General features: G+C 69.4%; 19 protein-coding genes. 4 read left to right on the top strand and 15 right to left on the bottom strand.

The genetic code is table 11. The features are described from left to right. Nucleotides 1-64: 64 nt before the first annotated feature. From OG746_RS14225 to OG746_RS14215, 3 genes are all read right to left on the bottom strand, one after another. Nucleotides 65-700, bottom strand: coding sequence for a hypothetical protein (locus OG746_RS14225; protein WP_266714953.1), 636 nt, complete (start codon nucleotides 698-700; stop codon nucleotides 65-67). A 69-nt stretch (nucleotides 701-769) separates the two neighbouring features. Beyond that, nucleotides 770-1,471, bottom strand: a complete 702-nt coding sequence (rnhB, locus tag OG746_RS14220) for a ribonuclease HII (RefSeq protein WP_266714952.1) — start codon at nucleotides 1,469-1,471, stop codon at nucleotides 770-772. A 52-nt stretch (nucleotides 1,472-1,523) separates the two neighbouring features. Then, the gene (locus OG746_RS14215) at nucleotides 1,524-2,150 is read right to left on the bottom strand and encodes a TetR/AcrR family transcriptional regulator (RefSeq protein WP_266718935.1); all 627 of its coding nucleotides are present in this window, start codon (nucleotides 2,148-2,150) and stop codon (nucleotides 1,524-1,526) included. A gap of 256 nt (nucleotides 2,151-2,406) precedes the next feature. On the opposite strand from OG746_RS14215, the gene OG746_RS14210 reads away from it, so the two are divergent. Beyond that, on the top strand, nucleotides 2,407-3,963 hold the full coding sequence (locus OG746_RS14210; protein ID WP_524540409.1) for an MFS transporter: 1,557 nt from the start codon (nucleotides 2,407-2,409) through the stop codon (nucleotides 3,961-3,963). Nucleotides 3,964-3,992: 29 nt separating this feature from the next. Here the strand turns inward: OG746_RS14210 and OG746_RS14205 are convergent, their stop codons facing one another. The 3 genes from OG746_RS14205 to OG746_RS14195 all read right to left on the bottom strand — a co-directional run bounded on the left by OG746_RS14205 (nucleotide 3,993) and on the right by OG746_RS14195 (nucleotide 6,275). Then, complete coding sequence (locus OG746_RS14205) at nucleotides 3,993-4,895, bottom strand: ADP-ribosylglycohydrolase family protein (RefSeq protein ID WP_266714951.1); 903 nt, start codon at nucleotides 4,893-4,895, stop codon at nucleotides 3,993-3,995. Nucleotides 4,896-4,907: 12 nt separating this feature from the next. Beyond that, a complete protein-coding gene (locus OG746_RS14200) occupies nucleotides 4,908-5,567 on the bottom strand; it encodes a histidine phosphatase family protein (RefSeq protein ID WP_266714950.1) in 660 nt (219 codons plus the stop codon). Between the two features lie 102 nt (nucleotides 5,568-5,669). Next, nucleotides 5,670-6,275, bottom strand: coding sequence for a YdbC family protein (locus OG746_RS14195; protein ID WP_266718931.1), 606 nt, complete (start codon nucleotides 6,273-6,275; stop codon nucleotides 5,670-5,672). Between the two features lie 146 nt (nucleotides 6,276-6,421). On the opposite strand from OG746_RS14195, the gene OG746_RS14190 reads away from it, so the two are divergent. Next, nucleotides 6,422-6,961, top strand: coding sequence for a TerD family protein (locus OG746_RS14190; protein WP_266714949.1), 540 nt, complete (start codon nucleotides 6,422-6,424; stop codon nucleotides 6,959-6,961). 116 nt (nucleotides 6,962-7,077) lie between these two features. Here OG746_RS14190 and OG746_RS14185 read toward each other — a convergent pair whose 3' ends face one another. Next, the gene (locus OG746_RS14185; RefSeq protein ID WP_266714948.1) at nucleotides 7,078-9,972 is read right to left on the bottom strand and encodes a vitamin B12-dependent ribonucleotide reductase; all 2,895 of its coding nucleotides are present in this window, start codon (nucleotides 9,970-9,972) and stop codon (nucleotides 7,078-7,080) included. Between the two features lie 136 nt (nucleotides 9,973-10,108). Beyond that, nucleotides 10,109-10,654: a transcriptional regulator NrdR gene (gene nrdR / locus OG746_RS14180; RefSeq protein ID WP_266718929.1), complete on the bottom strand. Its 546-nt coding sequence runs from the start codon at nucleotides 10,652-10,654 to the stop codon at nucleotides 10,109-10,111. 532 nt (nucleotides 10,655-11,186) lie between these two features. Here nrdR and lexA point away from each other — a divergent pair. Then, nucleotides 11,187-11,984, top strand: a complete 798-nt coding sequence (gene lexA / locus OG746_RS14175; RefSeq protein WP_266714947.1) for a transcriptional repressor LexA — start codon at nucleotides 11,187-11,189, stop codon at nucleotides 11,982-11,984. A 98-nt stretch (nucleotides 11,985-12,082) separates the two neighbouring features. Here the strand turns inward: lexA and OG746_RS14170 are convergent, their stop codons facing one another. From OG746_RS14170 to OG746_RS14150, 5 genes are all read right to left on the bottom strand, one after another. After that, nucleotides 12,083-14,089 (bottom strand): ATP-dependent DNA helicase, encoded by a 2,007-nt coding sequence (locus OG746_RS14170; protein ID WP_266714946.1) that lies wholly within the window; start codon nucleotides 14,087-14,089, stop codon nucleotides 12,083-12,085. A 40-nt stretch (nucleotides 14,090-14,129) separates the two neighbouring features. Then, entirely contained in the window at nucleotides 14,130-16,148 is a 2,019-nt protein-coding gene (locus OG746_RS14165) for an IucA/IucC family protein (RefSeq protein ID WP_266714945.1), read from the bottom strand. Nucleotides 16,149-16,188: 40 nt separating this feature from the next. Further along, nucleotides 16,189-17,061 (bottom strand): GNAT family N-acetyltransferase, encoded by an 873-nt coding sequence (locus OG746_RS14160; protein WP_266714944.1) that lies wholly within the window; start codon nucleotides 17,059-17,061, stop codon nucleotides 16,189-16,191. Between the two features lie 13 nt (nucleotides 17,062-17,074). Further along, nucleotides 17,075-19,057: an IucA/IucC family protein gene (locus OG746_RS14155; protein ID WP_524540408.1), complete on the bottom strand. Its 1,983-nt coding sequence runs from the start codon at nucleotides 19,055-19,057 to the stop codon at nucleotides 17,075-17,077. A 99-nt stretch (nucleotides 19,058-19,156) separates the two neighbouring features. Further along, a complete protein-coding gene (locus OG746_RS14150) occupies nucleotides 19,157-20,575 on the bottom strand; it encodes a diaminobutyrate--2-oxoglutarate transaminase family protein (protein WP_524540463.1) in 1,419 nt (472 codons plus the stop codon). A 458-nt stretch (nucleotides 20,576-21,033) separates the two neighbouring features. Here OG746_RS14150 and OG746_RS14145 point away from each other — a divergent pair, with 458 nt between their 5' ends. After that, on the top strand, nucleotides 21,034-22,257 hold the full coding sequence (locus OG746_RS14145) for a trypsin-like serine peptidase (RefSeq protein WP_266714943.1): 1,224 nt from the start codon (nucleotides 21,034-21,036) through the stop codon (nucleotides 22,255-22,257). A 176-nt stretch (nucleotides 22,258-22,433) separates the two neighbouring features. Here the strand turns inward: OG746_RS14145 and hflX are convergent, their stop codons facing one another. Together hflX and OG746_RS14135 are read right to left on the bottom strand one after the other, a co-directional pair. Further along, nucleotides 22,434-23,942, bottom strand: a complete 1,509-nt coding sequence (gene hflX, locus OG746_RS14140; protein WP_266714942.1) for a GTPase HflX — start codon at nucleotides 23,940-23,942, stop codon at nucleotides 22,434-22,436. 176 nt (nucleotides 23,943-24,118) lie between these two features. Continuing rightward, nucleotides 24,119-25,573, bottom strand: a complete 1,455-nt coding sequence (locus tag OG746_RS14135) for a M1 family metallopeptidase (protein ID WP_266714941.1) — start codon at nucleotides 25,571-25,573, stop codon at nucleotides 24,119-24,121. Nucleotides 25,574-25,643: the final 70 nt, after the last annotated feature.

Below are 25,643 nucleotides of genomic sequence, written 5' to 3'. Positions count from 1 at the left end.
GCGCACCCGCCTGCCGGACTCCCCGGACACCGCTTCGCGGTGCGGGCAGCCGGCAAGCGGCGCGTCAGACTCCGGCGCCCAGCAACGAGTTGATGCGCTCCGGGTCACCGCACACGACGAGCAGCGCACCGGCCCGGCCGAGCGCGATCGCCAGCGCTGTGGTGGCCACCTCGCCTGCTCCACCGTTCACGGCGACGACAACCACCGGGCGGGACGCCGCGCGGCCCAGGGCGGAGGCATCGGCGTAGAAGACGTCGTCACGCGCGTCGTGCTGCGCCCAGTAGGAGTCCTCACCGAAGGACAGCTCGTGGGCCGCCCACGGGTGCGGGTCCCCGGTGGTGACCACCAGGACGTCGCCGGGCGCGCGGCCCGAGTCGAGCAGCATGTCGAGGGCCTCCTCCGCGGCGTCCAGCGCGCCCTCGGCCGAGGCCGGGATGAGCTGGATCTGTGGCTGGGAGGCCGAAGTCGGCGTGGCGGCAGGGGCGTTCGGCCCCGGCTTGTGGGCACCCGCCGACTCGCGCGAGGTTCGCTGCGCGGGCGGCATCGGCCTGGAGGGACCCGGACGTCCGGGTCGCGGTGGCGCCGCGGGACGCGGGCCGGGTACGGGGCGGGGGGTCGACGCTGTACGGCCGCTGGCGGGCGTGGCGCGGGGACCCTGGGCACTCTCGGGAATCTGAGGCTCCTCGGGACTGAGAGGCATGAGCTGATATCTATCAAAACGCAGGTGCGGCTCGCGTCAACGGGTGGCACGTCAGTGCGAGCGTGGCGGTCAGAAGTCGAAGCCGAGCTGGCCCTCGATCTCCGGAACGCCGACGTCCGCCCAACTGCGGGCCTTCTTGAGGTGCCGCCACTGGGGCAGCGCATCAAGATACGCCCACGAAAGCCGGTGGTACGGGGTGGGCCCCCGTTCCTCCAACGCGGCGCGATGCACCGGCGACGGGTATCCGGCGTTCGCCGCAAACCCGAAGTCTGCATGGTCGATGCCCAGTTCGGCCATCATTTTGTCGCGGCGGACCTTGGCGATCACCGACGCCGCGGCGACGGCAATGCAGGAACGGTCCCCCTTGATCACCGTACGAACCTGCCAGGGGGAACCCAGGTAGTCGTGCTTCCCATCCAGGATGACCGCGTCCGGCCGCACCGGCAGGCCCTCGAGGGCGCGCACGGCGGCGAGCCGGAGGGCTGCCGTCATCCCCAGGGCATCGATCTCTTCGTGTGAAGCGTGCCCGAGGGCATGCCCGGACACCCAGCTCTCCAGCTCGACCGCGAGAGTCTCGCGGCGCTTGGGGCTGATCAGCTTGGAGTCGGTGAGGCCCTCCGGCGGACGACGTAGCCCGGTGACGGCGGCGCAGACGGTGACAGGACCGGCCCAAGCACCGCGACCGACCTCGTCGACACCGGCAATGATCTTGGCACCGGTAGTGGCGCGCAGTGAGCGCTCGACGGTGTGGGTGGGTGCTTCGTACGGCATGGCGGCAGACAGCGTACGCCGCCCGAGTACCGTCGCGACACCCGGCTCGCCATCAAGGCGTCTGGCGGCGCAACAACGGGATCATCACGTGGTCGATCATCTCCACCAGATCCCCCTCTCCCCATTCGCTTCCGCAAACCTTCGAGCGGTACATCATCAGCGCCGGAATCACGTCACACACGCTCGCCTCGTCGACATCCGGGCGCACCTCGCCTCGCTCGACACCGCGACGCACGACTTCCTTGACCAGCTCGACACTGGGCTCGATGACGCCCTCGGTGATCACGCTATGGAAGCGCTCGGCGGTGAGGGTGTCGCATTCGTGAAGCACCGCGCGCAGCGCGTAGCCGGGCCGCGAGTACATGGCCGCCCGCAACCGGCGGCACAGCTCCAGCAGGTCCTCGCGCACGCTTCCGCACTCCGGCGCCGAGTCCAACGCGGGCAGTCCCGCCTGGAGCGCGTCGACGACGAGGTCCTCCTTGGAGGGCCAGCGCCGATACACCGCGGCCTTGCCGGTCTGTGCGCCCGCGGCGACGCCTTCCATCGTGAGGCCGTTCCAGCCGACCGTACTGAGCTGATCCAACGCCGCTTCCAGAATGGCCCGTTCGAGCACGGGGCCACGCCTGCGAAGCGCGGAGGCCGCCTGAGCGGGGGCGACCGTCCGACGTGAACTAACCATCATCATCTCTCCGTTGAGCCGTCCGAGAGCGGTTCGGACGCGCGGCAGCGAGCTCAGCACACGCTCACGTGCACTGATGGGGAGCCACCACCGAGCATCTCAGGCTTCACCCCTTCCTTTCGATGGGTCGACAGCGATGTTCTTCCCGCGCGCTCCCAACTCCCGTAAAGAACGCTTGTGTTCACTATGACGGGGACGCTACGATCCCACACAGGGAACGTGACCGTTCTCTAATCATGCCCATGGGGGATCGCTCGTGACACAGGATCAGATCCAGGCACATCCGGCTCCGCCCAGTAAGCCCCGCGCCACCGCGCGCCCACCCCGACCCGGCATCGCGCTGACGGTGATCGCCGCATGCCAGCTGATGGTCGTGCTCGACGCCACCATCGTGAACATCGCCCTGCCACATATCCAGACGGAGCTGGGCTTCTCCACCAACAACCTGACCTGGGTGATCAATGCCTACGCGCTCACCTTCGGCGGACTGCTGCTCCTGGGCGGCCGGGCCGGCGACCTGCTCGGGCGCCGCCGCATGTTCATCACCGGTATCGCCCTGTTCACCCTCGCATCGCTCGTAGGCGGCTTCGCCCAGGAACCTTGGCAGTTGCTCGCGGCCCGCGCGCTTCAGGGCGTCGGCGGCGCGATCGCGTCACCCACCTCGCTGGCCCTGATCGCCACCACGTTCCCCGAAGGGCCCGAGCGGAACCGGGCGTTCGGGGTGTTCGCCTCCGTCTCCGCCGGTGGCGGCGCCGTCGGGCTGCTCGCAGGGGGCATGCTCACCGACTGGCTGGACTGGCGCTGGGTGCTGTTCGTCAACGTACCCATAGGCGTACTGATCGCACTCCTCGCCCCTCGCTACATCAAGGAGTCGCAGCGCCACCCCGGCCGGTTCGATCTGCCGGGCGCCTTCACTTCGACCCTCGGCATGGCCGCCCTCGTGTACGGATTCATCCGTGCCGCCTCCGAAGGCTGGAGCGACGGCCTCGCCATCGCGTCCTTCGGTGCGGCCGCGGTCCTGCTGGTCGCCTTCGTCGCCATCGAGAGGCGCACCAGCCAGCCGATCACGCCCCTGAGGCTGTTCAGGGACCGCAACAGGTCCGGCACCTACGCGATGATGCTGAGTCTCGCCGCAGCGATGTTCGGCATGTTCTTCTTCATCGTGCTCTTCGTGCAGAACGTGCTGCACTACAGTCCGATCAAGGCCGGTCTCGCCTTCCTCCCGGTGACCGCCGCCATCGTGCTCGGCGCCGGGATAGCCACGAACCTGCTGCCCCGGCTCGGCCCCAAACCCTTCATGACCGTGGGCAGCCTGCTGACCGCCACCGGCATGGGCTGGCTGACACTCATCGACCCCAGCAGCTCCTACCTCAGCGGCATTCTCGGCCCGATGCTCCTGTTCGGCTTCGGCATGGGCCTGAACTTCGTCACGCTGACCCTGACCGCGGTCTCCGGCATAGCCGACAGCGAGTCCGGTGCGGCGTCCGGCATGCTCAACACCACACAGCAGGTCGGCGGCGCCCTCGGCCTGTCGGTCCTCACCACGGTCTTCAGCAGCGCCAGCGAGAGCGAGGCCAAGAAACAGATCCCGAAGTTCCTCGCCGAAGGCTCCCCGGAACAGAAGGCCGAGTTCGCCAGGACCCACCGGCTGCCCGCTCCGTGGAACGACTCGGTGCTCGCCCACGGCATCAGCAACGCCTTCATAGCGGCCGCCTCGCTGGCCGTGGTCGCGGCGCTCATCGCTCTGTTCATCATCCAGGTGCGCAAGAGCGATCTGGAGGCGCTGAGCGGGAAGCCAGGGGCCTCGGTCTGAGGGGCACTCCCCCGGACCTGTGCCGTGCCCTACGCGGTCGGCGCCCAGGCCGGCAGTGGCTCGGTTCGCCCGAGCCACTCGGCCGAGGGCGCCCCGTCCGCGCCGGAGGCGACGATGCCGCCCACGATCGCGCAGGTCGTGTCCATGTCGCCGCCGACCTGGGCCGTGCTCCAGAAGGCCCCCTCGAAGTCACCGAGGCCTTGCGCCGCCGACCAGACGGCGAACGGCACGGTGTCGTGCGCGGTCGTCCTCCGGCCGCAGCCGAGGACCGCCGCCACCGTGGACGCGTCCCCGTAGTCGAGCATGTCCTTGGCGCGGCGCAGGCCGGCTCCCACAGCGCTGCGCGGCACGAGCGAGATCACTCCGTCCAGCAGGTCCTGCGGCGTGGGAGGACCTGCGGGATCGGCCACCAGAGCGGCAGCGGCCGCCACGGCCATCGAACCCACGACGGCCTCCCGGTGCTGGTGCGTCGGGTAGGCGGAGATCTCCGCCTGATGCGTGGCCTGCTCGGGGTCGTCGGCGTAGTAGGCACCGAGCGGCGCGATCCGCATCGCCGCGCCGTTCCCCCACGATCCCCGCCCGTTGAACAGCGCGGAGGCCAGGGTCCGCCAGTCCTCACCCTCCCGGACCTGCTGCAGCAGCCGGTTCACGGCAGGGCCGTACCCGCGGTCGACGTCCTGGCGCTCTGCGAACGCTCGCGCCAGCTCGTCCTGGTCGACGCGCTCGTGAGCGGCCAGGACGGACACCACAGAGGCGGCCATCTCGGTGTCGTCGGTCCACTGCCATGTGCCGTCCGGCAGCGCGCGGGCCTTGAGCAGCGGATAGTTCGCGGGGACGAAGAATTGTGATCCCAGCGCGTCTCCCACGGAGAGTCCGCGCAGGCTGGACAGGGCGCGGTTCAAGCGCCCGTCGGGTGAGGAGTCAGCGGTCATCGCCCTGCCACTCTATCCGGTGACTCCGTACGATTCCGGTTCGCACCAGCGGTCGAACGGGCGGTCCATTTTGTACTTTCCGTTCTCCCCGAGAACGAGCAACCGCATCTCCGCGTTCCCCGGGTTCGACAGCGACTCGAAATCCGCGACGGACCAGTGGAACCAGCGCATGCAGAACAGCCGCATGGTCAGCCCATGCGTCACGAGCAGGACGTTCGGCGGATGGTCCGGGTCCTCGAAGCTGCGGTGCAGGCTCTCCAGGAACGCGCCCACCCGGTCGTACACGTCCGCCCCCGACTCCCCCTGGGCGAAGCGGTAGAAGAAGTGCCCATAGGCGTCGCGATACGCCTTCTGCAGCCGTACGTCCTCGCGGTCCTGCCAGTTTCCCCAGTCCTGCTCCCTGAGCCGGGGTTCTTCTCGGATGCGTACGAGATCGGGGTCGAGCCGGAAGGCACGGAAGGTCTCGTGGGTGCGCCGGTACGGCGAGACGTACACGCTCACCCGCTCCCGTCCGAAGAGCCGCCGGAGGTCCTCGCCGGTGGTCTCGGCCTGGCGCCATCCCTTGTCGGTGAGCGTCAGGGCGTGATCGGGCTCGCGCTCGTAGATGGTGTCGTCGGCGTTGCCTTCGGATTCGCCGTGCCGGACAAGAACGATGCGCCGCGGTCGTGCCATGCACACGACCCTAGATCGCCGGGCGGGTTCGAGCACCCGTGCGGGCTGTGCAGCGTGGATCACAGCGGTCGACGGACGTGCAACGCGCGCGTGGTCACACGTTCAGACCGTCCAGGTCGACTCCAGTTCCACGATGTCCCCGGTGACGGCCGCGATGTCGACATCCGTCTGGGCGCGCACCGAAAGCCGCTCCACCCGGTCGACCTGGTACTTGCCGTGCTCGGCCGCCGAGCGCCACATGGAGAGGACCAGGAACTCGTCTCCTGGGGCGTCACCGAACAGCCCCCGGACCATGCCGGGCGAGCCGGCCATCGCCGGGTTCCACACCTTCTGCTGCATCAACGTGTAGTGCTCGGCCCGATCGGCGCGCACCGTGCAGTGCGCCACCCGCACGACGTCCGCGTCCGTGAACCGCGGCTCGAACCCGGTCTTCACATCGAAGCGATGGTCGAAGAGCTTCACCTGGATGTTCTTGAACGTCCCCGACTGTGCGGCCGCGAGCCGGTCGTGGGAGCGGGCCATGAAGGAGTCGTAGAAGGCACGGCTCTCCCAGAAGCCGAAGACGTGGGCCACATCGGCCCGTTGCCTGCTCCAGCCTCCACCCTGACCTCGGAAACCCGGCTCTCCCAGAAGCCCTGCCCACTTCCGCTGTCCCCGCTCGAAACCCCGACGGTCCACCACAGTGCAACGAATCCACTTGACCAGCACCGCGCCATCGTACGGCGCGCCGTCCATCTGCCGCGGTGGTCCCGAACCCACGGTCGAGACGCTCTGCGGGGATGGTCGTGTTGTTGTCAGTGGGACCACGTAGCGTATCCGTAGCACTCAACATCGCACCGAGGAGGGGGAGTTCGGTGAGCAGCCTCCGCAAGGGAATCGAGAAGATCGAGATCGGTCTGAAGTGGGACCCGAGCCCGATGGGTTCGGCTCCCCACGACCTGGACCTGATCGCCGCGGCGTACACGGAGGACGACCCGCACGGCAGCCCCGCGTACATCGTCCATTTCGATAGCCGTTCGCCCGACGGGACCATCACGCTCAACAGGGACAGCAGGACCGGGCAGGGTTTCGGTTTCGACGAGGTCATGACGCTCGAACTGGAGCGCCTCGCGCCCTCGTACGCGCGCGTGGTCGTGGGAGTGGCCATCCAGCAGGACGAGCAAGCGACCGGCCGCGCCAAGGTCTTCGCTGACATCCCGAACACGGCAGTACGTATAAGAGAGGGCTACACCGACCTGTCGCTGCACGACTTCGCGGTGGTCTCCGGCGCCTCTGCGACCACGGTCGCGGAGTTCACCCGGGGCATCGACGGGGAGTGGGTGTTCCACGAGGCGGTGCGGGGCTTCGACGACGGCGATCTGAACGCGTTCGCCGGGGCGATGGGCGCTCTGTAGGCACATCCGGCGGGGCCGCGGCGGGTCCCGGGTGACTACGCCGAAGGGCGGCGGAACCGTGATGGTTCCGCCGCCCTTCAGTTCAGGCGTTCAGCCGGATCGGACGTTCCGTCGGATCAGCTGCAGCCGCTGGTCGAACCGCAGCCCTCGCAGATGTAGCAGGAGCCGGCCCGCTGCATCTTCGTGCCGCAGGAGAAGCAGAGCGGGGCGTCGGCCTGGATACCCAGCTGCATCTCGACGAGCTCGGCGCTGGTGTGCGCCTGCTGCGGCACGGACTGCGCGGTGGCGTCCCCGGCCTTCGGCGTCTCGACGGCCTTCAACTCCTGGGCGCGGGGCGCCGACTGGGCCAGGGCCTCGACGTCGACCTCGTCCTCGTTCGGCTCGTAGGAACCCGTCTCCAGGTGACGCTGACGCTCCTCGGCGGAGTGGATGCCGAGCGCGGAGCGCGTCTCGAAGGGCAGGAAGTCGAGCGCCAGGCGGCGGAAGATGTAGTCGACGATCGACTGCGCCATCCGCACGTCCGGGTCGTCCGTCATGCCGGCCGGCTCGAAGCGCATGTTGGTGAACTTCGAGACGTAGGTCTCCAGCGGCACGCCGTACTGGAGGCCGACCGAGACGGCGATGGAGAAGGCGTCCATCATGCCCGCGAGGGTGGAACCCTGCTTCGACATCTTCAGGAAGACCTCGCCAAGACCGTCGTCCGGGTAGGAGTTGGCGGTCATGTAGCCCTCGGCGCCACCCACCGTGAAGGAGGTGGTGATGCCGGGACGGCCCTTCGGGAGGCGCTTGCGGACCGGGCGGTACTCGATGACCTTCTCGACGGCCTCGCGGATCGTCGCCTCGGTCTTCTCGGTGACCTCGGCCTTCTCCTGCTCCTTCTTCTTGGCGGAGAGGGGCTGGCCGACCTTGCAGTTGTCGCGGTAGATGGCGAGCGCCTTGACGCCCATCTTCCAGGCCTCGAAGTAGACCTCCTCGACGTCCTCGACGGTCGCCGTCTCCGGCAGGTTGACCGTCTTGGAGAGCGCGCCGGAGATCCACGGCTGGATGGCCGCCATCATGCGGACGTGGCCCATCGCGGAGATGGAACGCTCGCCCATGGCGCAGTCGAACACCTCGTAGTGCTCGGGCTTGAGGCTCGGGGCGTCGATCACATTGCCGTGCTCGGCGATGTGGGCGACGACCGCCTCGATCTGCTCCTCCTGGTAACCCAGGCGGCGCAGGGCCTGCGGCACGGTGCCGTTGACGATCTGCATCGAGCCGCCGCCGACCAGCTTCTTGAACTTGACCAGGGCGAGGTCGGGCTCAAGACCGGTGGTGTCGCAGGACATCGCGAGACCGATGGTGCCGGTCGGGGCGATGACGGACGCCTGAGCGTTGCGGAAACCGTTCTTCTCGCCGAGGCGGACGACGTCCTGCCAGGCCTCCGTGGCGGCGGCCCAGATCGGGGTGTCCAGGTCGTCGATGCGGACGGCCGCCGTGTTGGCGTCGGCGTGCTGCTTCATGACGCGCTGGTGCGGCGTGGCGTTCTTCGCGTAGCCCTCGTACGGGCCGACGACCGCGGCGAGCTCGGCCGAGCGCTTGTAGGACGTACCCGTCATCAGCGAGCTGATCGCGCCGGCGAGGGCGCGGCCGCCGTCCGAGTCGTAGGCGTGGCCGGTCGCCATGAGCAGGGCGCCCAGGTTCGCGTAGCCGATACCCAGCTGACGGAAGGCGCGGGTGTTCTCGCCGATCTTCTGCGTCGGGAAGTCCGCGAAGCAGATGGAGATGTCCATCGCGGTGATGACCAGCTCGACGACCTTGGCGAAGCGCTCGACCTCGAAGGACTGGTTGCCCAGACCGTCGTCCTTGAGGAACTTCATCAGGTTCAGCGAGGCGAGGTTGCAGGACGTGTTGTCCAGGTGCATGTACTCGCTGCACGGGTTCGAGCCGTTGATGCGGCCGGACTCCGGGCACGTGTGCCACTGGTTGATGGTGTCGTCGTACTGGATGCCGGGGTCGGCACAGGCCCAGGCGGCCTCGGCCATCTTGCGGAAGAGGGACTTGGCCTCGACCTCCTCGATGACCTCGCCGTCCATGCGGCCGCGCAGGCCGAACTTCGAGCCGGACTCGACGGCCTTCATGAACTCGTCGTTCACGCGGACCGAGTTGTTGGCGTTCTGGTACTGGACGGACGTGATGTCGTCGCCGCCCAGGTCCATGTCGAAGCCCGCGTCGCGCAGGGCGCGGATCTTCTCCTCTTCCTTCACCTTGGTCTCGATGAAGCCCTCGATGTCGGGGTGGTCGACGTCGAGGATGACCATCTTGGCCGCGCGGCGCGTGGCGCCACCCGACTTGATCGTTCCTGCAGAGGCGTCGGCACCGCGCATGAAGGAGACGGGACCCGAGGCGTTGCCGCCGGAGGACAGCAGCTCCTTGGAGGAGCGGATGCGGGAGAGGTTCAGGCCGGCGCCGGAGCCGCCCTTGAAGATCATGCCCTCTTCCTTGTACCAGTCGAGGATCGACTCCATGGAGTCGTCGACGGACAGGATGAAGCAGGCGGAGACCTGCTGGGGCTGTGGCGTGCCCACGTTGAACCACACCGGCGAGTTGAAGCTGAAGATCTGGTGCAGGAGGGCGTACGCCAGCTCGTGCTCGAAGATCTCGGCGTCGGCGGGCGAGGCGAAGTACTTGTGGTCCTCGCCGGCCTTCCGATACGTCTTCACGATGCGGTCGATGAGCTGCTTGAGGCTCACCTCGCGCTGCGGGGTGCCGACGGCGCCCCGGAAGTACTTGCTGGTGACGATGTTGACCGCGTTCACCGACCAGAACTCGGGGAACTCGACGCCACGCTGCTCAAAGTTGACCGAGCCGTCGCGCCAGTTGGTCATGACGACGTCACGATGCGCCCATTCCACCTCGTCGTACGGGTGCACGCCGGGGGTGGTGTGGATGCGCTCGACACGCAGACCCTTGTTGGCCTTGGCACCCTTGGCTCGGGAGCCTCGTGCCGGGCCGCTCGCCGTCTCTGTCATGCCGCCTCCCATATATCGGGCTAAAACGCCCTAAAGTGCCCGGATCTTCCCGTGCACGGTGTCTGTCTTGTGTTGCGGCCGCCGCTCTTGCCGCCCGCAACAGGTCTTGGGGTCGCCGCCGCCCGGCCCGTGGCCGTCAGTCGGCAGCGTGGGCGGGCACCGGGACTTCTACAGTCCCTCCGGGCCCGCACTCGCTCTGTGTGCGCTCTTCGTCCGCGCCGTCCGTTTCGGCGCCGGGCGTCTGTTCCCTCAGTTCCGCGATCGCCGACTCGAAATCCTCCAGCGAGTTGAACGCCCGGTACACGGACGCGAACCGCAGGTAGGCAACGAGGTCCAGCTGCTGAAGCGGGCCGAGTATGGCCAGGCCCACGTCGTGCGTGGTCAGTTCGGCGCTTCCGGTGGCGCGCACCGCCTCCTCGACCCGCTGGCCGAGCTGGGCGAGGGCGTCCTCGGTGACCGGACGCCCCTGACACGCCTTGCGTACGCCATTGATGACCTTGGTGCGGCTGAAGGGTTCGGTCACCCCGCTCCGCTTCACGACCATCAGCGAACACGTCTCCACCGTCGTGAAACGACGGGAGCAGTCCGGACACTGACGGCGCCGGCGGATCGACGTGCCGTCGTCGGTGGTGCGGCTGTCGACGACACGGCTGTCGGGATGCCTACAGAAGGGGCAGTGCATGAACTCCCAACCCTCCTTCACGGCACGACTCGATAGCCCCGAGAGGCTGGTTCACGTCTCTCGAAGCAGCCCCAAGCATAGGCGATGACCACGACCGAGTTGGACCGGGGACCACAACTTCTGGGCTGCGGATCCAATCCAACCACTACATCTGGGGTTCGGCCGCAATTTGCGCCCTATCGCGTGTCGCGCGTGTCGCGCACACGGAACGCGTCGCACCAGGGGGGGCGGCGGGGTCGCGTGACGCCCGAATCCGTACCGGCACGGCACAAGAAAAAAACGAGGGCGGTGCCTGGTTGACGGGGAGGCGAGTGGCAGACTGGGGGACCCACGGGCCGAACCTCGACTCCAGCCAAGAAGCGTACCGGATTGAGCTGAATTGCCACTCCGCTTCGAGGGTCGCCATACACCCAGGTGCATGATCACGACAAGCAATCAACGGTTTTTCACTCGAACGTGTGTTTGGCGCAACCTTTCGAAAGGAACTACCGTTGGCTAGCTAGGGAGACATTCTCGAGAGGGGCCGACCGACGTGACCACGACTGCAGACAGTGCCACCATCACTGCCCAGGGCCGCGCCCAGGGCCGCGCCCAGGGCCGACTCGAGCCGGTGCATGCCATGAATGACACAGCCATGAGCCAGGAGGGCCCCAAGCCGGGGCGCTCCCTGCCCGGCCGGCCGCCAGGAATCCGCGCGGACAGCTCGGGGCTCACGGATCGGCAGCGCCGCGTCATCGAGGTCATCCGGGACTCGGTGCAGCGTCGGGGGTACCCGCCGTCCATGCGGGAGATCGGCCAGGCGGTCGGCCTGTCCAGCACGTCGTCGGTCGCGCACCAGCTGATGGCACTCGAGCGCAAGGGCTTCCTGCGCCGGGATCCGCACCGCCCGCGCGCGTACGAGGTCCGTGGCTCGGACCAGCCCAGCGCGCAGCCCACGGACACCGCGGGAAAGCCCGCGGCTTCGTATGTGCCCCTGGTGGGCCGGATCGCCGCCGGTGGCCCGATCCTCGCCGAGGAGTCGGTCGAGGACGTCTTCCCGCTGCCCCGGCAGCTCGTCGGTGACGGTGAGCTGTTCGTCCTGAAGGTCGTCGGCGACTCGATGATCGAGGCCGCGATCTGTGACGGGGACTGGGTCACGGTCCGCCGCCAGCCCGTCGCGGAGAACGGCGACATCGTCGCCGCGATGCTCGATGGCGAGGCCACCGTCAAGCGCTTCAAGCGGGAGGACGGCCATGTCTGGCTCCTGCCGCACAACTCCGCGTACCAGCCGATTCCCGGTGACGAGGCGACGATCCTCGGCAAGGTAGTGGCCGTTCTGCGGCGCGTGTGACGCTCCCTCCCTGACCGGGCCCCGGAACCAACTGCGCCGGTTCCGGGGCCCAGCGCTGTCCGCGCCGGGCCCGTGCGTGCGTGCGTACGGGCCGGTTGCTACTCCGCGTCCGCCTTCTCCGCATCGGCCTTCTCCGAGGCTGTCTTCTTCGCCGCCGCGTCGATCGACGAGAGTGAACGCCGTACCTGATTCCGGTCCGTCGTGAACCAGAAGTCCGGCATCGAGGCCTTCAGATAGCTGCCGTAGCGCGCCGTCGCCAGACGGGGGTCCAGGACCGCGACCACGCCGCGATCGCCCGTCGCCCGGATGAGGCGGCCCGCGCCCTGTGCCATCAGCAGCGCCGAGTGTGTCGCGGCCACGGCCATGAAGCCGTTGCCACCCGCTTCCTCGACCGCCTTCTGGCGCGCGCTCATCAGCGGATCGTCCGGCCGCGGGAACGGGATCTTGTCCATCACGACCAGCTGGCAGTTCGGACCCGGTACGTCCACGCCCTGCCACAGCGACAGCGTGCCGAACAGACAGGTCTCCGGGTCCGCCGCGAAGGCCTTGATCAGCTCACCCAGGGTGTCCTCGCCCTGCAGCAGGATCGGATACTCCGGAATCCGCGTGCGCAGTTCCTCGGCCGCCGCCTGGGCCGCCCGCATCGACGAGAAGAGGCCGAGCGTACGACCGCCGGCCGCCTGGATCAGCTCGCTCAGCTCGTCCGTCATGTCCGTGCGCGTACCGTCACGCGTCGGCTTCGCCAGATGCTTGGCGACGTAGAGGATGCCCTGCTTGCGGTACTCGAACGGCGATCCGACGTCGACGCCCTTCCAGACCGGCAGATCCTCGCCCTCGGTGCCTTCGGGGGCGAGGCCCATGGAGGCACCCACCCCGTTGAAATCGCCGCCGAGCTTCAAAGTCGCCGAGGTCAGGACGACGGAGCGGTCGGTGAAGAGCTTCTCCCGCAGGAGACCGGACACCGACATGGGGGCGACGCGCAGGGAGGCGCCGAAGCGGTCGTGGCGCTCGTACCAGACGACGTCCCACTCCGAGCCGTTCGAGATCCGCTCCGCCACGTCGTGGATGTTCTCCACGGCGGCGAGGGCCTGCTTGCGGACGGCGTCCTCGTCCTGAACCGACTTGTCGCGCGTGGTGCCGATTGCGGTGATCACCGCACGAGCCGCATCGCGCAGGGCCATGAGCGCGTAGCCGAGGTCCTCGGGGACTTCCTCGAGACGGCCGGGCAGGGCCAGCTCCATGACCCGCTCGAAGCCTTCCGAGGCGGTCTGCAGCTGGTCCGCCGCCTTCTCGTTGACGAGCTTCGCCGCGCGCTTCACCGCACGGTTGACCTGGCCCGGAGTCAGCTCCCCCGTCGCCACGCCGGTGACCCGCGAGACGAGTTCGTGCGCCTCGTCCACGATCAGTACCTCGTGCTGCGGCAGCACCGGCGCGCCTTCGATGGCGTCGATCGCCAGCAGCGCGTGGTTGGTCACGATGACATCGGCGAGCTTGGCGCGCTCACGCGACATCTCGGCGAAGCACTCCTGGCCGTACGCGCACTTCGACGCTCCCAGGCACTCGCGCGAGGAGACCGAGACCTGCGCCCAGGCCTTGTCCGATACGCCGGGCGTGAGGTCGTCCCGGTCGCCCGTCTCCGTCTCGTCCGCCCAGTCGCGCATGCGCAGCAGGTCCTGACCCAGCTTGCTGGTGGGCGCGGCCGCCTCGAACTGGTCGAAGAGGCCCCCTTCCTCCTCCTGCGGTACGCCCTCGTGGAGGCGGTGCAGGCACAGATAGTTCGACCGGCCCTTGAGCATCGCGAAATTGGGGCGGCGCCGCAGCAGTGGGTGCAGCGACTCGACCGTGCGCGGCAGGTCCCGCTCCACGAGCTGGCGCTGCAGCGCCAACGTGGCGGTCGCCACGACGACGCGCTCCCCGTGAGCCAGGGCCGGTACGAGGTAGCCCAAGGACTTACCTGTGCCGGTGCCCGCCTGGACGAGAAGATGGGAACCGTCGTCGATCGCCTCGGCGACGGTCTCGGCCATGGTCACCTGGCCAGGGCGCTCCGTGCCGCCGACAGCGGTGACGGCGGCGTGCAGGAGCTCGGGGAGTGAGGGCTTCGTCATAGCTCGACCACCCTAAACGGACCCACTGACAATCCGGCGATCACGGCTGATGCAGCGGATTGGCGACGGTGCCGTGCACGGCCGCGTGCGGGCGGTCGGCGCGGTCGCGGTAGCCGTCGAGATGCAGCCGGTTGCGGTTGAGGCACAGGCGCTCGATCTCCGGGGTGAGCAGGTCGAACATCTCGTACCGCTCCTTGAGCTCCGGGAAGCGGGCGTGGTGGCGCAGGATCTCGGCGCGCACCAGGGCCCAGAACTCGTCCTCGGGCAGCCCGAGTTGCTCCTCGTACAACGGCGCCAGGTAGCGGAAGACGCCCACGAAGAGTCCCGAATGGATGAACTGGGTGAGGAACGCAGGGTCCTCCGTGAGCAGGACCTCGCGCACGTCGTCGGGCATGGAGTCGTGCTCGGGCAGCGGCTCCGAACTGATGTTGACGTCGTCCACGAAGTCCTTGACCGCGAGCCGCACGGGCACGTCCTGGTCGTCGAAGACGACGATGGCGTTCTCTCCGTGAGGAGAGAAGACCGTTCCGTAGCGGTAGAGAAAGCGCAGCAGTGGGGGCAGCAGGGCGGCGAAGAGCCTACGGAGCCATGTCTTCGGGTCCAGGCCCGAGCGGTCGACGAGCTCCGCAACGAACGCGCGCCCTTCAGTGTCGCTGTGCAACAAGGAGGCGAGCGTTCGGGCGCGCTCTCCGGGGGCGAGGTGCCGGGAGAGGGGCTCGCGCCAGATCGCGCCCAGCAATTCCTTGTACTGGTAGGGGACTTCGTCGAGCCCGTCGTACAGCGGGTGCTCCACGGTCACGGACGCGACCTCGCCCAGTAGGACGACGCGGCATTCGTCACTCAAGAAGGGGTCCGCATCGCGCAGTGCGTGCACCCATGCGGTGACGGCAGGAGCGGCCCAGGTCCGCTCTGTCGGAAGTCCGCGCCATACAAGGGTGTTGAAGATGGACAGCGGCAACTTCACTGTGTGCCGGTCGGGACGCGCCGTGTTCAGGAACGTACGGATGGACTGCTGGGGCAGGCGCAGATCACCGTCCGTGGGCAGTGGAACGATGTCGTTCGTGGCGATGGACGGCGCGAAGAGCGGCAGCACGATGTCGTCCCACTGCCAGGGGTGCACCGGGAGATAAAGATACGCCGCCGAGTCCAGGTCGCGATCCCGGAGCGCCTGCGCGAACAACTCACGGGTCGGACCGTCGAGTTCGCCGTCATAGAGGGAGGCGGGGTCCTCCAGGGCCGCGACACCTCGGTAGGTGGCGAGGCCGGTGTGCACGGCGATCCACGGGAGGCGGGTGGGGCGGCGCGATTCCGGTGCCCAGCGCGAGGTGTCGGTTGCGGAGAACCCGAGACGCCCCTTGTTCAGTACGAGCCAGGGGTGGCCGGTCTGGTGCCCCTCGAGTTCGGCGTATCCGAGGTCGGCCAGCTGCGGCGCGGTGAGCGACGTGTGGTCGAGGCGGGCGTCGGCGGCGAGGGTGACGGTGAGTTCGCGGATGAGATGGCCGAGGGTGCTGCCGTCGAGGCCGAGAGCGTACTTGGCACGGAGGAGGAAGGTGAGCGGATCGGTGACGGGCTCGCGTCCGCCTTGGGCCGAGGCCGTTTCGGCTGTTCCGGTCGGCTCGCGTTCCGCATGGCCGGTCGGCCTGTCCTTGCCCGGCAGACCGGGTTCCCATTCCATGCTCGCCGGGTCGACCTGCCAACTGCCGTACGCGCCGCGGCGGGCGCGGAAATGAAAGGTGCCGCCGGCCGCATCCTTCGCGCCGGCCTCCTCGCCGCTGCCCTCCCTCGCGTCGGCCTCTTCGCCGCTACCCTCCCTCGCACTGACCTCCCCGCCGCCCGCTCCGCCTGGCCGGCCAGCCGGGAGCGGCAGGGCGTAGGGACGGTATCCGGGGCCGGCCGGGGTGAGGGCCGTCGGTCGCAGGATGTCCTCGTAGGCGAATTCACCGATCAGCTTGGCCAGCAGTCGGGCGCCCGCCCTGGCCCAGTTCCCGGACGTCAGCTCGGGCGGGTCGTACAGCTCGGTCGGCTCTTCGGAACTCGGGGCGACGGGCGGATTCGGCACGGGGACTCCTCGGACGGGAACCGGATCGGGTCGAGGTTCGTTACAGAGAGTGACTGGCCTGGAGCACGTTGCGCAGGGCGCGGTCACGGACCATGAGCGCGGCCCGCTTGTCGGGGAGGTCCACCTCGGCGAAGAAGCGGAATCCCGCGCCCAGGAAAGCGGAGACGGAGGGGGTGTTGCGAAGGTCGGGTTCCGCGATGACGCGCGCGCAGCGCGGGCGATGATCGAGTACGAGGTCGGCGACGGCTGTGAGCAGCGTGGTGCCGAGTCCTCGTCCGCGGTCGGCGACGCCACCGATGAGGAGGTGGATTCCGGTGTCGTGCGGGCGGGCGGGGTAGTGGCGGGCCAGCGGGTCGAGGTCGGCGCGGTAGATCTCCCAGTAGCTCATGGGCGCGCCGTCGAGGACGCCGAGGCAGGGCACGCTGCGTCCGTCGCCGTCGAGTTGGGGGCTCAGGTGGTCCGCGGTGACGGTGTCGGGTCCCGCGAGCTCCCAGAAGGCGGCCACGGCGGGGTCGTTCATCCAACGGCTGATGAGTGCCAGGTCTCGCTCGACGCGCACGGGAACGAGCTGGAACACGCCTGAGGGAGTGGTGACCGGTCCCCACTCCCCCACGTCGTCGAGCAGGTCGTGCTCGGTCGGAGCCGTGGGGTCGGGGGCGAGTCGGTGCCCGCCGTCCTGCTCCGCGATGAGCGCGAGCAGTTCGTCGGGGAGACGCAGGTCCAGGGTGTCCTGGAAGTCGGCGCTGTCCGCACCGTCCGCGCTCCGCGTGTGCTCGGCGTTCTCAGCGCCCTCCGCCTTCTCCGCGCCCTCCGCCTTCTCAGCACCCTTCGCCTTCTCCGCGGGTGGGGCGGGGGCGTGGGAGGCGGCGGTGGGAGTGGTGTCGGCGTCGGTGCTCGCATCGGTGGGAGGCACGGCGACGCTCCTCTCAGGTACGACGGGAATGAAAGGGGTTGGCGATGGTGACATAGACGGACTGGGTGTCGACGGGACCGACGAGTTCGTCGAGGCCCTGCAGCCGGGTGAGCATGTTGGCCTTGCAGCGCAGCGTGGGCGAGTCGAGCAGCAGGCTCGGCAGTGTGCTGCGCTGTCGGTTCGGCCCGGCGGCGGCTTCGCCGAGGAAGCGGCGGAACGCGGCGATCAACAGCTGTTCGTCGGCGAGCCCTTGGGAACCGAAGGCTCCGATCAGGCCGAGGACGTTGTTGATGGCGAGGTAGTAGGCGAATCGCTCGTCGGTGACGTCGTCGTCGACGAAGGTGTCGCTGTGCGTGCCGATGCCGGGCAGACGCCGGTCGAGTTCGGCGCGGCGGGACTCGCGGAAGTAGAAGCCCTGGTTGTCCCGGTAGCGCCCGCCGACGGGCCAGCCGTCGCCGTCCAGGAGCAGCAGAGTGTTCTGCTGATGGGCTTCCAGGGCGACGCCGGCTTCGCCGTCGAGCCAGAGCACGGGGCGTACGACGTGTTCCAGATAGCGCAGGAACCACTCGGCGGCCACGGCTCCGCGGGAGCGTCCGGTGCGGGTCGCGAGCCGGGTCACGGTGTCGGCGAGGCGGGAGCTCATGGCCGGGTTGCCGGTGCGGCCGGCCAGGTGGTCGGTGCGACCGTCCTGGCCGGCGGTCGGCCTGGGCGAGACGAAGCCGGCGACGCACGCCGCGTCGTCGTGGGAGCGGAAGGGGTTGGCGCGGATCATCACGTCCAGGCCCTGCACCGGTTCGCCGTCCGGGCCGTCGACGGCGAGCCAGGCCGGGTCGCGGACGACGTCGAAACCGGGGTGCGCGGACTGCCACTGCGCGGCGAGACCGGTGCCGAGGAGCCGGTGGACCTCGACGCCCCGGTGGAGTTCCTTGCGGAGGTTCTCCCGGCGGGAGTTGGTGATGCGCAGGCCCAGGGAGAGCTTGAGCATGGCCGGCGCGCCGGGCCGGTACAGCGTGCGGACGGAGGAGGTGGGGAACCAGGGCTCGCCGTACGGGCCCAGGTCACGCAGCAGGCCGGCGTCCAGAAGGGCGGCGGTGGCGGGGCGCTCACGCAGTTCGCGCAGCTGCCATGGGTGCACGGGCAGCGCGGCGTGCCCCGCGGGCAGTGGGAGCCCCGGTCCTGCCAGTTGGGAGGTGAGTTCGGCGGCGGTGCGGGCGCGGTCTTGTTCGGTCCAGGCCGAGTCGTGGGCCAGGACGTCCGGGGCTACAGCGATCCAGTGCAGGGGGAAGGAGCCACGCAACTCCGGTGAGTAGCGGCCCGCTTCGGCGTCGGAGAGCCCTTCGCGGCTCTTCGGAGTCGGGTGCAGCGGGTGCCCGAGGAGCAGCGCCTGCTCCGCGGCGAGGAAGGGATCGGCCTGGTCCGCGGGGTGGCGGCGGCGGTCCGCGATGAAGTCGGTGGTGCGGCGCATCGAGTCGGCGACGCGGACCACCAGTTCACCGCTGTCACCGCCGGGGGCGGGGGCTCCCTGGGCGGGGCCACCGGCGGCGGCGGGGGCGTCGGCCTCGCCGTGGGCCGACTCCCTGCTCAGGAGGGCGGCGAGTGCGACGGCGTCCACGCCGGGGGCGTGCGGCGGCGCGTCCTCCAGGCAGGGCAGGCCGAAGCGGTGCCAGCCGGAGGGCGACCAGTAGTGGGCCGGGACGAGGAGGACGGTGCCGCTCGCGGGCAGCGGGATGCGGAGCGCGCCGAAGGAAGGAGGAGCGATGTTGTTCTCGCGCACCCAGCAGCGCAGCAGGTTCTCGACCGCTGCCGCCTGGGCGGCAGTCGCGGGGTCCGGGTGTTCCAGGAGATCGACGACGGGGGTGCGGGGACGATCGGTCTCCTGGTCGCCGCCCTGCTGCCGCGGGATCGAGTCGCGCTCCTGGGTGCGCGGGGCTTGCGTGTCACAGGATCCGCCGGCGGTGGGACAGGGACGGCCGTCGGAGGCGGGGGTGGCGTTCAACTGGCTTCCTTGCGTGGGGTGGTGGGCTCCATGAGGCGGTGGTCAGGCCGGTCCGGCGTGTCACTGCCGTCGCTGGTGGTGGCGTGTCGTCGGGCGCTCCTACGACTCGTGACGGCGGGTGCGGGCGACGGACGCCAGGGCGTCGGCGAGCCGGTCCACGATGGCCGCGGCCTGCTCGTCGGTGATGGTGAGAGGAGGAAGCAGGCGTACGACGCTGGAATGACGGCCGCCGAGTTCGACGATCAGGCCGCGGTGGAGGCAGGCGTCGCGCACGGCGGCGGCGAGTTGGGGCGCGGCCGGGAGCGGGGCGGACCCGGCGAACAGCAGGTCGTCGGCGAGTTCGTCGGCACCGGGAGCGGGGACGGCGCCCTCCGGGTCGACGAGCTCCACGCCGATCATCAGGCCACGCCCGCGGACCTCGCCGACACACGCGAACTCGTCGGACAGCCGCCGGAGTTGGTCGAGCATGCGGGCGCCGAGAGTGGCGGCACGCTCGGCGAGGGCATTCTCGCGGACATACGAGAGGGTGGCGGCGCCCGCGGCCATGGCGAGCTGGTTGCCGCGGAACGTGCCGGCGTGCGCTCCCGGAGGCCAGACGTCGAGGTCGTCGCGGTAGACGACCACGGCGAGCGGCAGGCTGCCTCCGATGGCCTTGGAAAGGACCATCACGTCGGGCACGACACCACTGTGCTCCACGGCCCAGAAGGCGCCGGTGCGGCCGACGCCGGTCTGTACCTCGTCGACGACCAGCGGGATCGAGCGCTGCTCGGTGACGGCTCGCATCCGGCGCAGCCAGGCATCGGGGGCGGGGATGACACCGCCCTCCCCCTGCACCGGTTCGAGGATCATGCCCGCCGGCTGCGGCACCCCGGACTTGGTGTCGTCGAGGAGCGATTCGGTCCAGCGGGCGGCGAGTTCGGCGCCGCGCGGGCCCCCGATGCCGAAGGGGCAGCGGTAGTCCTGCGGATACGGCAGGCGCGTGACGCGGACGTCCTGCGCTCCGCCGGAGGCTTCGAGCGCCCCCGCGGTCATGCCGTGATAGGCGCCCGCGAAGGACAGCAGGCCCGAGCGCCCGGTGGCGGTGCGGACCAGTTTCAGCGCGGCCTCGACCGCGTCGGTTCCTGCGGGACCGCAGAACTGGATGCGGGCCCGGTCGGCCAGTCCGGGCGGCAGCGTGCGGAACAGCTCGGTGGTGAACGCGTCCTTGACCGGGGTGGCCAGGTCGAGGACGTGCAGCGGCGCACCCGAGTCGAGCACCTTGCGGATGGCCTCGAGCACCACCGGGTGGTTGTGGCCGAGTGCGAGGGTCCCCGCGCCGGACAGACAGTCCAGGTAACGGCGGCCGTCGGCGCCCTCGATGGTGAGCCCGCGTGCCCGTACGGGCACGATCGGCAGGGCGCGCGCATAGGTGCGCGCCGCGGACTCCCGCGCGCCCTGACGGCGCAGGATCCCCTCGTGCGCGACGGTGTCGCGGACAGGGGTTTGCGGTGTCCCCCCGCCATACGGGGCCGGCACCACCAGGGTCTCAGGATCGGTCACAGGCACAGGATCGGTCACCGCCACGGCTGTTGGTCCTCCCGCTGGATATACGGCCGAAAAGGCCCCTCGACTCACCCATCGGCGGGGCGAGTCGGCGCGCGCTGAACGCCGACTGCGGTTCCCCCGTACGTACCAACGACGGGACGGGCGGAGGAACACGGCTCGTACGGGACTCATGAGCAGACCTTTGCCAGGTGTCCGCGGCGCCGGCGGGCCACCGCAGTCGCCGCTCCCCCACCGCAGACCCGAGGCGCGCCGCCCCGTAACGATCCGTACCGGCCGGAAGATCCCTCCGTGACGGAACCGTTGCTGTTCCGTCGGCCGTCGCCGACGGCACCGACATAGGGTGGTGTGCCGTTCGGAGGCGAGGTTTCGACCCGACTCCACCGCACACGTACGACAGTTCAACCTTTTCGAAGCCCAGGGGGATTCACGACATGCGACCCATACGCCCGCAGTTCGCCGCGCGCCGCGCTCGAGGCGCGCGAAGCAGAACGTCCCCCGTGGCGGCGGCGGTCGCGCTCGGTGCTGTGGTCGCTCTGACCGCCACGGCGTGCGGTCCGAGCGAGAACCACGCGAACGACAAGCCCACCGCCTCGGCATCCGCGGGCGGTGGCAAGTTCAAGATCCCGGACGACATCCAGGACCGGCTGAAGGAACACGGGATCGACCCGGACAAGTGGAAGGGCGGCGAGTGGAGGAATTGGGACAAGGACAAGTGGCTGCGTGAGGCGCAGGACTTCGTCAACCCGATCATCCAGGGGCTGTGGGACTCCAACCGGATGCGGGACGCCGACAAGAACCCCGGTGGCGAGGTCGACGAGAACGACCTCTCCGGCGACCAGGGTGTGACGGACCCGGAGCCCAGGCCGGTGGCGGCCGCGGGCGTGTCCACTCCGTACCACGCGAACGCCCCGTACGCGGGCAAGCTGTTCTTCGACGGCCCCAAGGGCTCGATGGTCTGCTCGGCGACCGTGGTCACCGACCCCGCGCACCCCGGCAGGTCCAACATGCTCTGGACGGCGGGCCACTGTGTGCACGCGGGCAAGAACGGCGGCTGGTACCGCAACATCGCGTTCGTGCCCTCGTACAACGACAGCGGCAAGTCCGAGCAGGAGCTGCAGAACGCGCCCAGGAACGAGGTCGCGCCGTACGGCGTGTGGTGGGGCGACGCGGCACTGACGTCCGACCAGTGGATCGCGCAGGGCGGCCCGAGCGGCGGGGCGGGCGCTTCGTACGACTTCGCCGTGATCCATGTGACGCCGGAGAAGGGCGGCACCACCAAGTCCCTCGAGGAGACGGTGGGTTCGGCGCTTCCGGTGAACTTCAACGCGCCGGCGGTGCCGAAGGTCTCGCAGCTGACCGCGAAGGGCTACCCGGCGGCGGCGCCGTTCGACGGGCAGAAGCTGTACCAGTGCGCCGACAGGCCGGGCCGTCTTTCGCTGAACGACGCGGACCCGACGATGTACCGCATCGGCTGCACCATGACGGGCGGTTCGTCCGGCGGTGGCTGGGTCGGCCAGGGCGCCGACGGCCAGCCGGCCCTGGTGTCCAACACCTCGATCGGCCCGGTGACGGCGGGTTGGCTCGCGGGCCCGCGGCTCGGCAAGGAGGCCAAGGGGATCTACGACTCGGTGAGCAGGAAGTTCGCCGGGCAGTAGTCAGAAGGCCGCCGGGCAACAGTAAGAAGGCCGCCAGGCAGTAAGAAAGCCGCCGGGCGGCAAGGACGTCACCAGACGGTGAGCAGTCGCCGCGCGGCCGACCGACCTCATGGCTGAGCCCCTCTCCGGTCCACCGGGGAGGGGCTCAGCCATGTTCGATACGTCGGTACGGGCCGTCAGCCCGCGACCACCGCCGGAACGTACGGCGCGAATTCCGCCGCGAGTTCCTCGTGGACGCGTGCCTTCAGGAGCGTGCCCTCCGGGGTGTGCTCCTCGGAGATCACCTCGCCGTCGGCGTGCGCCCGCGCGACCAGCTGGCCGTGCGTGTACGGCACGAGGGCCTCGATCTCGACCGCGGGGTGCGGCAGTTCGACGTCGATGAGCTCGAGCAGCTCCTCGATGCCCTGGCCCGAGCGGGCAGAGACGGCGATCGCATGCTTCTCCACGCGCAGCAGCCGCTGCAGCACCAACGGGTCGGCCGCGTCCGCCTTGTTGATCACCACGATCTCCGGCACATCGGTCGCCCCGACGTCGCGGATGACCTCACGTACGGCGGCGAGCTGCTCCTCCGGCACCGGGTGCGAACCGTCGACCACATGCAGGATCAGGTCGGAGTCACCGACCTCCTCCATGGTCGAGCGGAACGCCTCGACGAGGTGATGCGGCAGGTGCCGTACGAAACCGACCGTGTCGGCCAGCGTGTACAGCCGACCGCTCGGGGTCTCGGCCCGGCGCACGGTCGGGTCCAGGGTGGCGAACAGCGAGTTCTCCACCAGGACGCCCGCGCCCGTGAGGCGGTTGAGGAGCGAGGACTTGCCGGCGTTCGTGTATCCGGCGATGGCTACCGAAGGCACCTTGTGCCTGCGGCGCTCCTGGCGCTTGATGTCGCGGCCGGTCTTCATCTCCGCGATCTCACGGCGCATCTTCGCCATCTTCTCGCGGATCCGACGCCGGTCCGTCTCGATCTTGGTCTCACCGGGACCACGCGTGGCCATGCCGCCACCGGAACCGGAGGAGCCACCGCCACCCATCTGCCGGGACAGCGACTGACCCCAGCCGCGCAGCCGCGGCAGCATGTACTGCATCTGCGCGAGCGCGACCTGCGCCTTGCCCTCTCGGGACTTGGCGTGCTGGGCGAAGATGTCGAGGATCAGGGCGGTCCTGTCGACCACCTTGACCTTGACGACGTCCTCGAGGTGGATGAGCTGGCCGGGGCTGAGCTCACCGTCGCACACGACGGTGTCCGCTCCGGTCTCGAGCACGACGTCACGCAGCTCCTGGGCCTTGCCCGAGCCGATGTACGTCGCCGCGTCCGGCTTGTCGCGGCGCTGGATGACGCCGTCGAGCACGAGCGCGCCCGCTGTCTCGGCGAGGGCGGCGAGCTCCGCGAGGGAGTTCTCCGCGTCATGAACCGTTCCCGACGTCCACACGCCGACGAGTACCACGCGCTCCAGGCGGAGCTGTCGGTACTCGACCTCGGTGACGTCCTCGAGCTCGGTGGAGAGGCCCGCGACACGGCGCAGGGCCGCGCGCTCGGAGCGGTCGAACTGCTGGCCGTCCCGCTCTCCGTCGATCTCGTGGCTCCAGGCGACGTCCTCTTCCATCAGGGCATCGGCCCGAAGGCTCTCGGTGTGGTTCTGCACCATGTTCTGCGCGTCCTGGGAAGGGGAAGAAGAGGAGGTCATTGGGTCCTTACGTCTGTGGGATTCGGGAAACGCGACGGGCGTCCCACCCGTCATTTGTCACAACGCTCGGCCTGCTCCGGGGATTCCCGCGAGCGCCGATCCGGTGGCCCGCGCCGTCGACGTCGACGATATTCGCACGGTACGGGCCGTCTCGTCATCTGGATTGTTTCCCCGTGTCAGTGCTTCGACACCGGGTCGACCTTCCAGTCCGGATGGCCCGGCATGGGCGGCGTCTTCTTCCCGTAGAGCCAGGCGTCGAAGAAGTCGCTCAGGTCCCGCCCCGACAGCTGCGAGGCGAGCCGCACGAAGTCCGCGGTCGTGGCGGTGGAGTCACGGTGCGTGCCCACCCACGTGCGCTCCAGGCGCTGGAAGGCGTCCGCGCCGATCTCCTGGCGCAGGGCGTAGAGGACCAGGGCGCTGCCGTCGTAGACGACCGGCCGGAAGATGCTGATCTTCCCGTCGCTCGTGGGCGCCTTGGGCGCGGCGGGCGGTCCGCCGTCGGCGCGCATGGCGTCGGACGCGCGGTAGGCGGCGCGCATCCGCTTCACCATGGGCCGGTCCGCCTTCTCCTGGGCGTACAGGGACTCGTACCAGGTGGCGTGGCCCTCGTTGAGCCACAGGTCGGACCAGGAGCGGGGGCTGACGCTGTCGCCGAACCACTGGTGTGCCAGCTCATGGACCATGATCGACTCGACGTACCACTTCGGGTACTCGGGGCGCTCGAACAGGTCTCTCTCGAAGAGAGAGAGCGTTTGCGTCTCGAGTTCGAAACCGGTGGACGCATGGGCGATCAGCAGCCCGTAGTTCTCGAAGGGGTAGTGGCCGACCTTCCCCTCCATCCAGGAGATCTGACCCGGCGTCTTCTTGAGCCACGGCTTCAGCGCCTTGACGTCCTTGGCCGGCACGACGTCGCGTACGGGGAGTCCGTGCGGGCCTTCCTGGTGCAGCACCGCGGAATGGCCGATGGAGACCTGGGCGAGCTCGGTGGCCATGGGGTGGGCGGTGCGGTAGGCCCACTTCGTGGCACCTCCTTGTCGCGTTTTCCCGACAGGGAGACCGTTGGCGACCACCGTGTACTTCTTGGGTGCGGTGACCCGGAAGGTGAAGTAGGCCTTGTCGGAGGGGTGGTCGTTGGACGGGAAGACACGGTGCGCGGCGTCGGCCTGGTTGGCCATCGCGAGCCCGTCCTTGGTGCGCAGCCAGCCGACTTCCTTCTTGCCGGACCTCGGGTCGCTGGTGTGCTGCACGGTGATGTTCAGGGCTTGGCCGGGGGCCACGGCCGCGGTGGGTGTGACGACCAGGTCCTCGCCCTTGGTGGCGTAGTGCGCCCGCGCCCCGTTGACCGTCACCGAACGCACGGTGCCGTGCGAGAAGTCGAGGTTGATCCGGTCGAGCCAGGAGGTCGCCCGCGCGTTGATCTTGGTGACGGCGTCGAGGGGCTTGTTGTTGTCACCGCGGTACGTGAAGGAGATGTCGTAGTCGGTGACGTCGTAGCCGGGGTTGCCGAGATGCGGGAAGAGCCGGTCGCCGATGCCGAGCGGCTCGGCGGGTGCGGCCGCGGCGACAAGGGCGAGCGAGGCGCCGGCGGCCAGAAGTGCGGCGACGCGGGGCGTTCGGGAGCTGAGCAGCATGAACTACGGCTATCAGCGCGCGCCTCGGCGCACGGTGCGGCACGCGCCGCACCACCCGAACGAGGTTTCC

Source organism: Streptomyces sp. NBC_01016, from assembly GCF_026341035.1.
Lineage (GTDB): Bacteria > Actinomycetota > Actinomycetes > Streptomycetales > Streptomycetaceae > Streptomyces.
This window is presented reverse-complemented; position numbering and strand designations above follow the sequence as displayed.

Coding starts and splice junctions, on each gene's coding strand:
- OG746_RS14200 (WP_266714950.1), bottom strand. CDS start 5,567: ATGGCACGACCGCGGCGCATCGTTCTTGTCCGGCACGGCGAATCCGAA.
- OG746_RS14215 (WP_266718935.1), bottom strand. CDS start 2,150: ATGGTTAGTTCACGTCGGACGGTCGCCCCCGCTCAGGCGGCCTCCGCG.
- OG746_RS14185 (WP_266714948.1), bottom strand. CDS start 9,972: ATGACAGAGACGGCGAGCGGCCCGGCACGAGGCTCCCGAGCCAAGGGT.
- nrdR (WP_266718929.1), bottom strand. CDS start 10,654: ATGCACTGCCCCTTCTGTAGGCATCCCGACAGCCGTGTCGTCGACAGC.
- hflX (WP_266714942.1), bottom strand. CDS start 23,942: ATGACCTCCTCTTCTTCCCCTTCCCAGGACGCGCAGAACATGGTGCAG.
- OG746_RS14170 (WP_266714946.1), bottom strand. CDS start 14,089: ATGACGAAGCCCTCACTCCCCGAGCTCCTGCACGCCGCCGTCACCGCT.
- rnhB (WP_266714952.1), bottom strand. CDS start 1,471: ATGCCGTACGAAGCACCCACCCACACCGTCGAGCGCTCACTGCGCGCC.
- OG746_RS14145 (WP_266714943.1), top strand. CDS start 21,034: ATGCGACCCATACGCCCGCAGTTCGCCGCGCGCCGCGCTCGAGGCGCG.
- OG746_RS14135 (WP_266714941.1), bottom strand. CDS start 25,573: ATGCTGCTCAGCTCCCGAACGCCCCGCGTCGCCGCACTTCTGGCCGCC.
- OG746_RS14205 (WP_266714951.1), bottom strand. CDS start 4,895: ATGACCGCTGACTCCTCACCCGACGGGCGCTTGAACCGCGCCCTGTCC.
- OG746_RS14225 (WP_266714953.1), bottom strand. CDS start 700: ATGCCTCTCAGTCCCGAGGAGCCTCAGATTCCCGAGAGTGCCCAGGGT.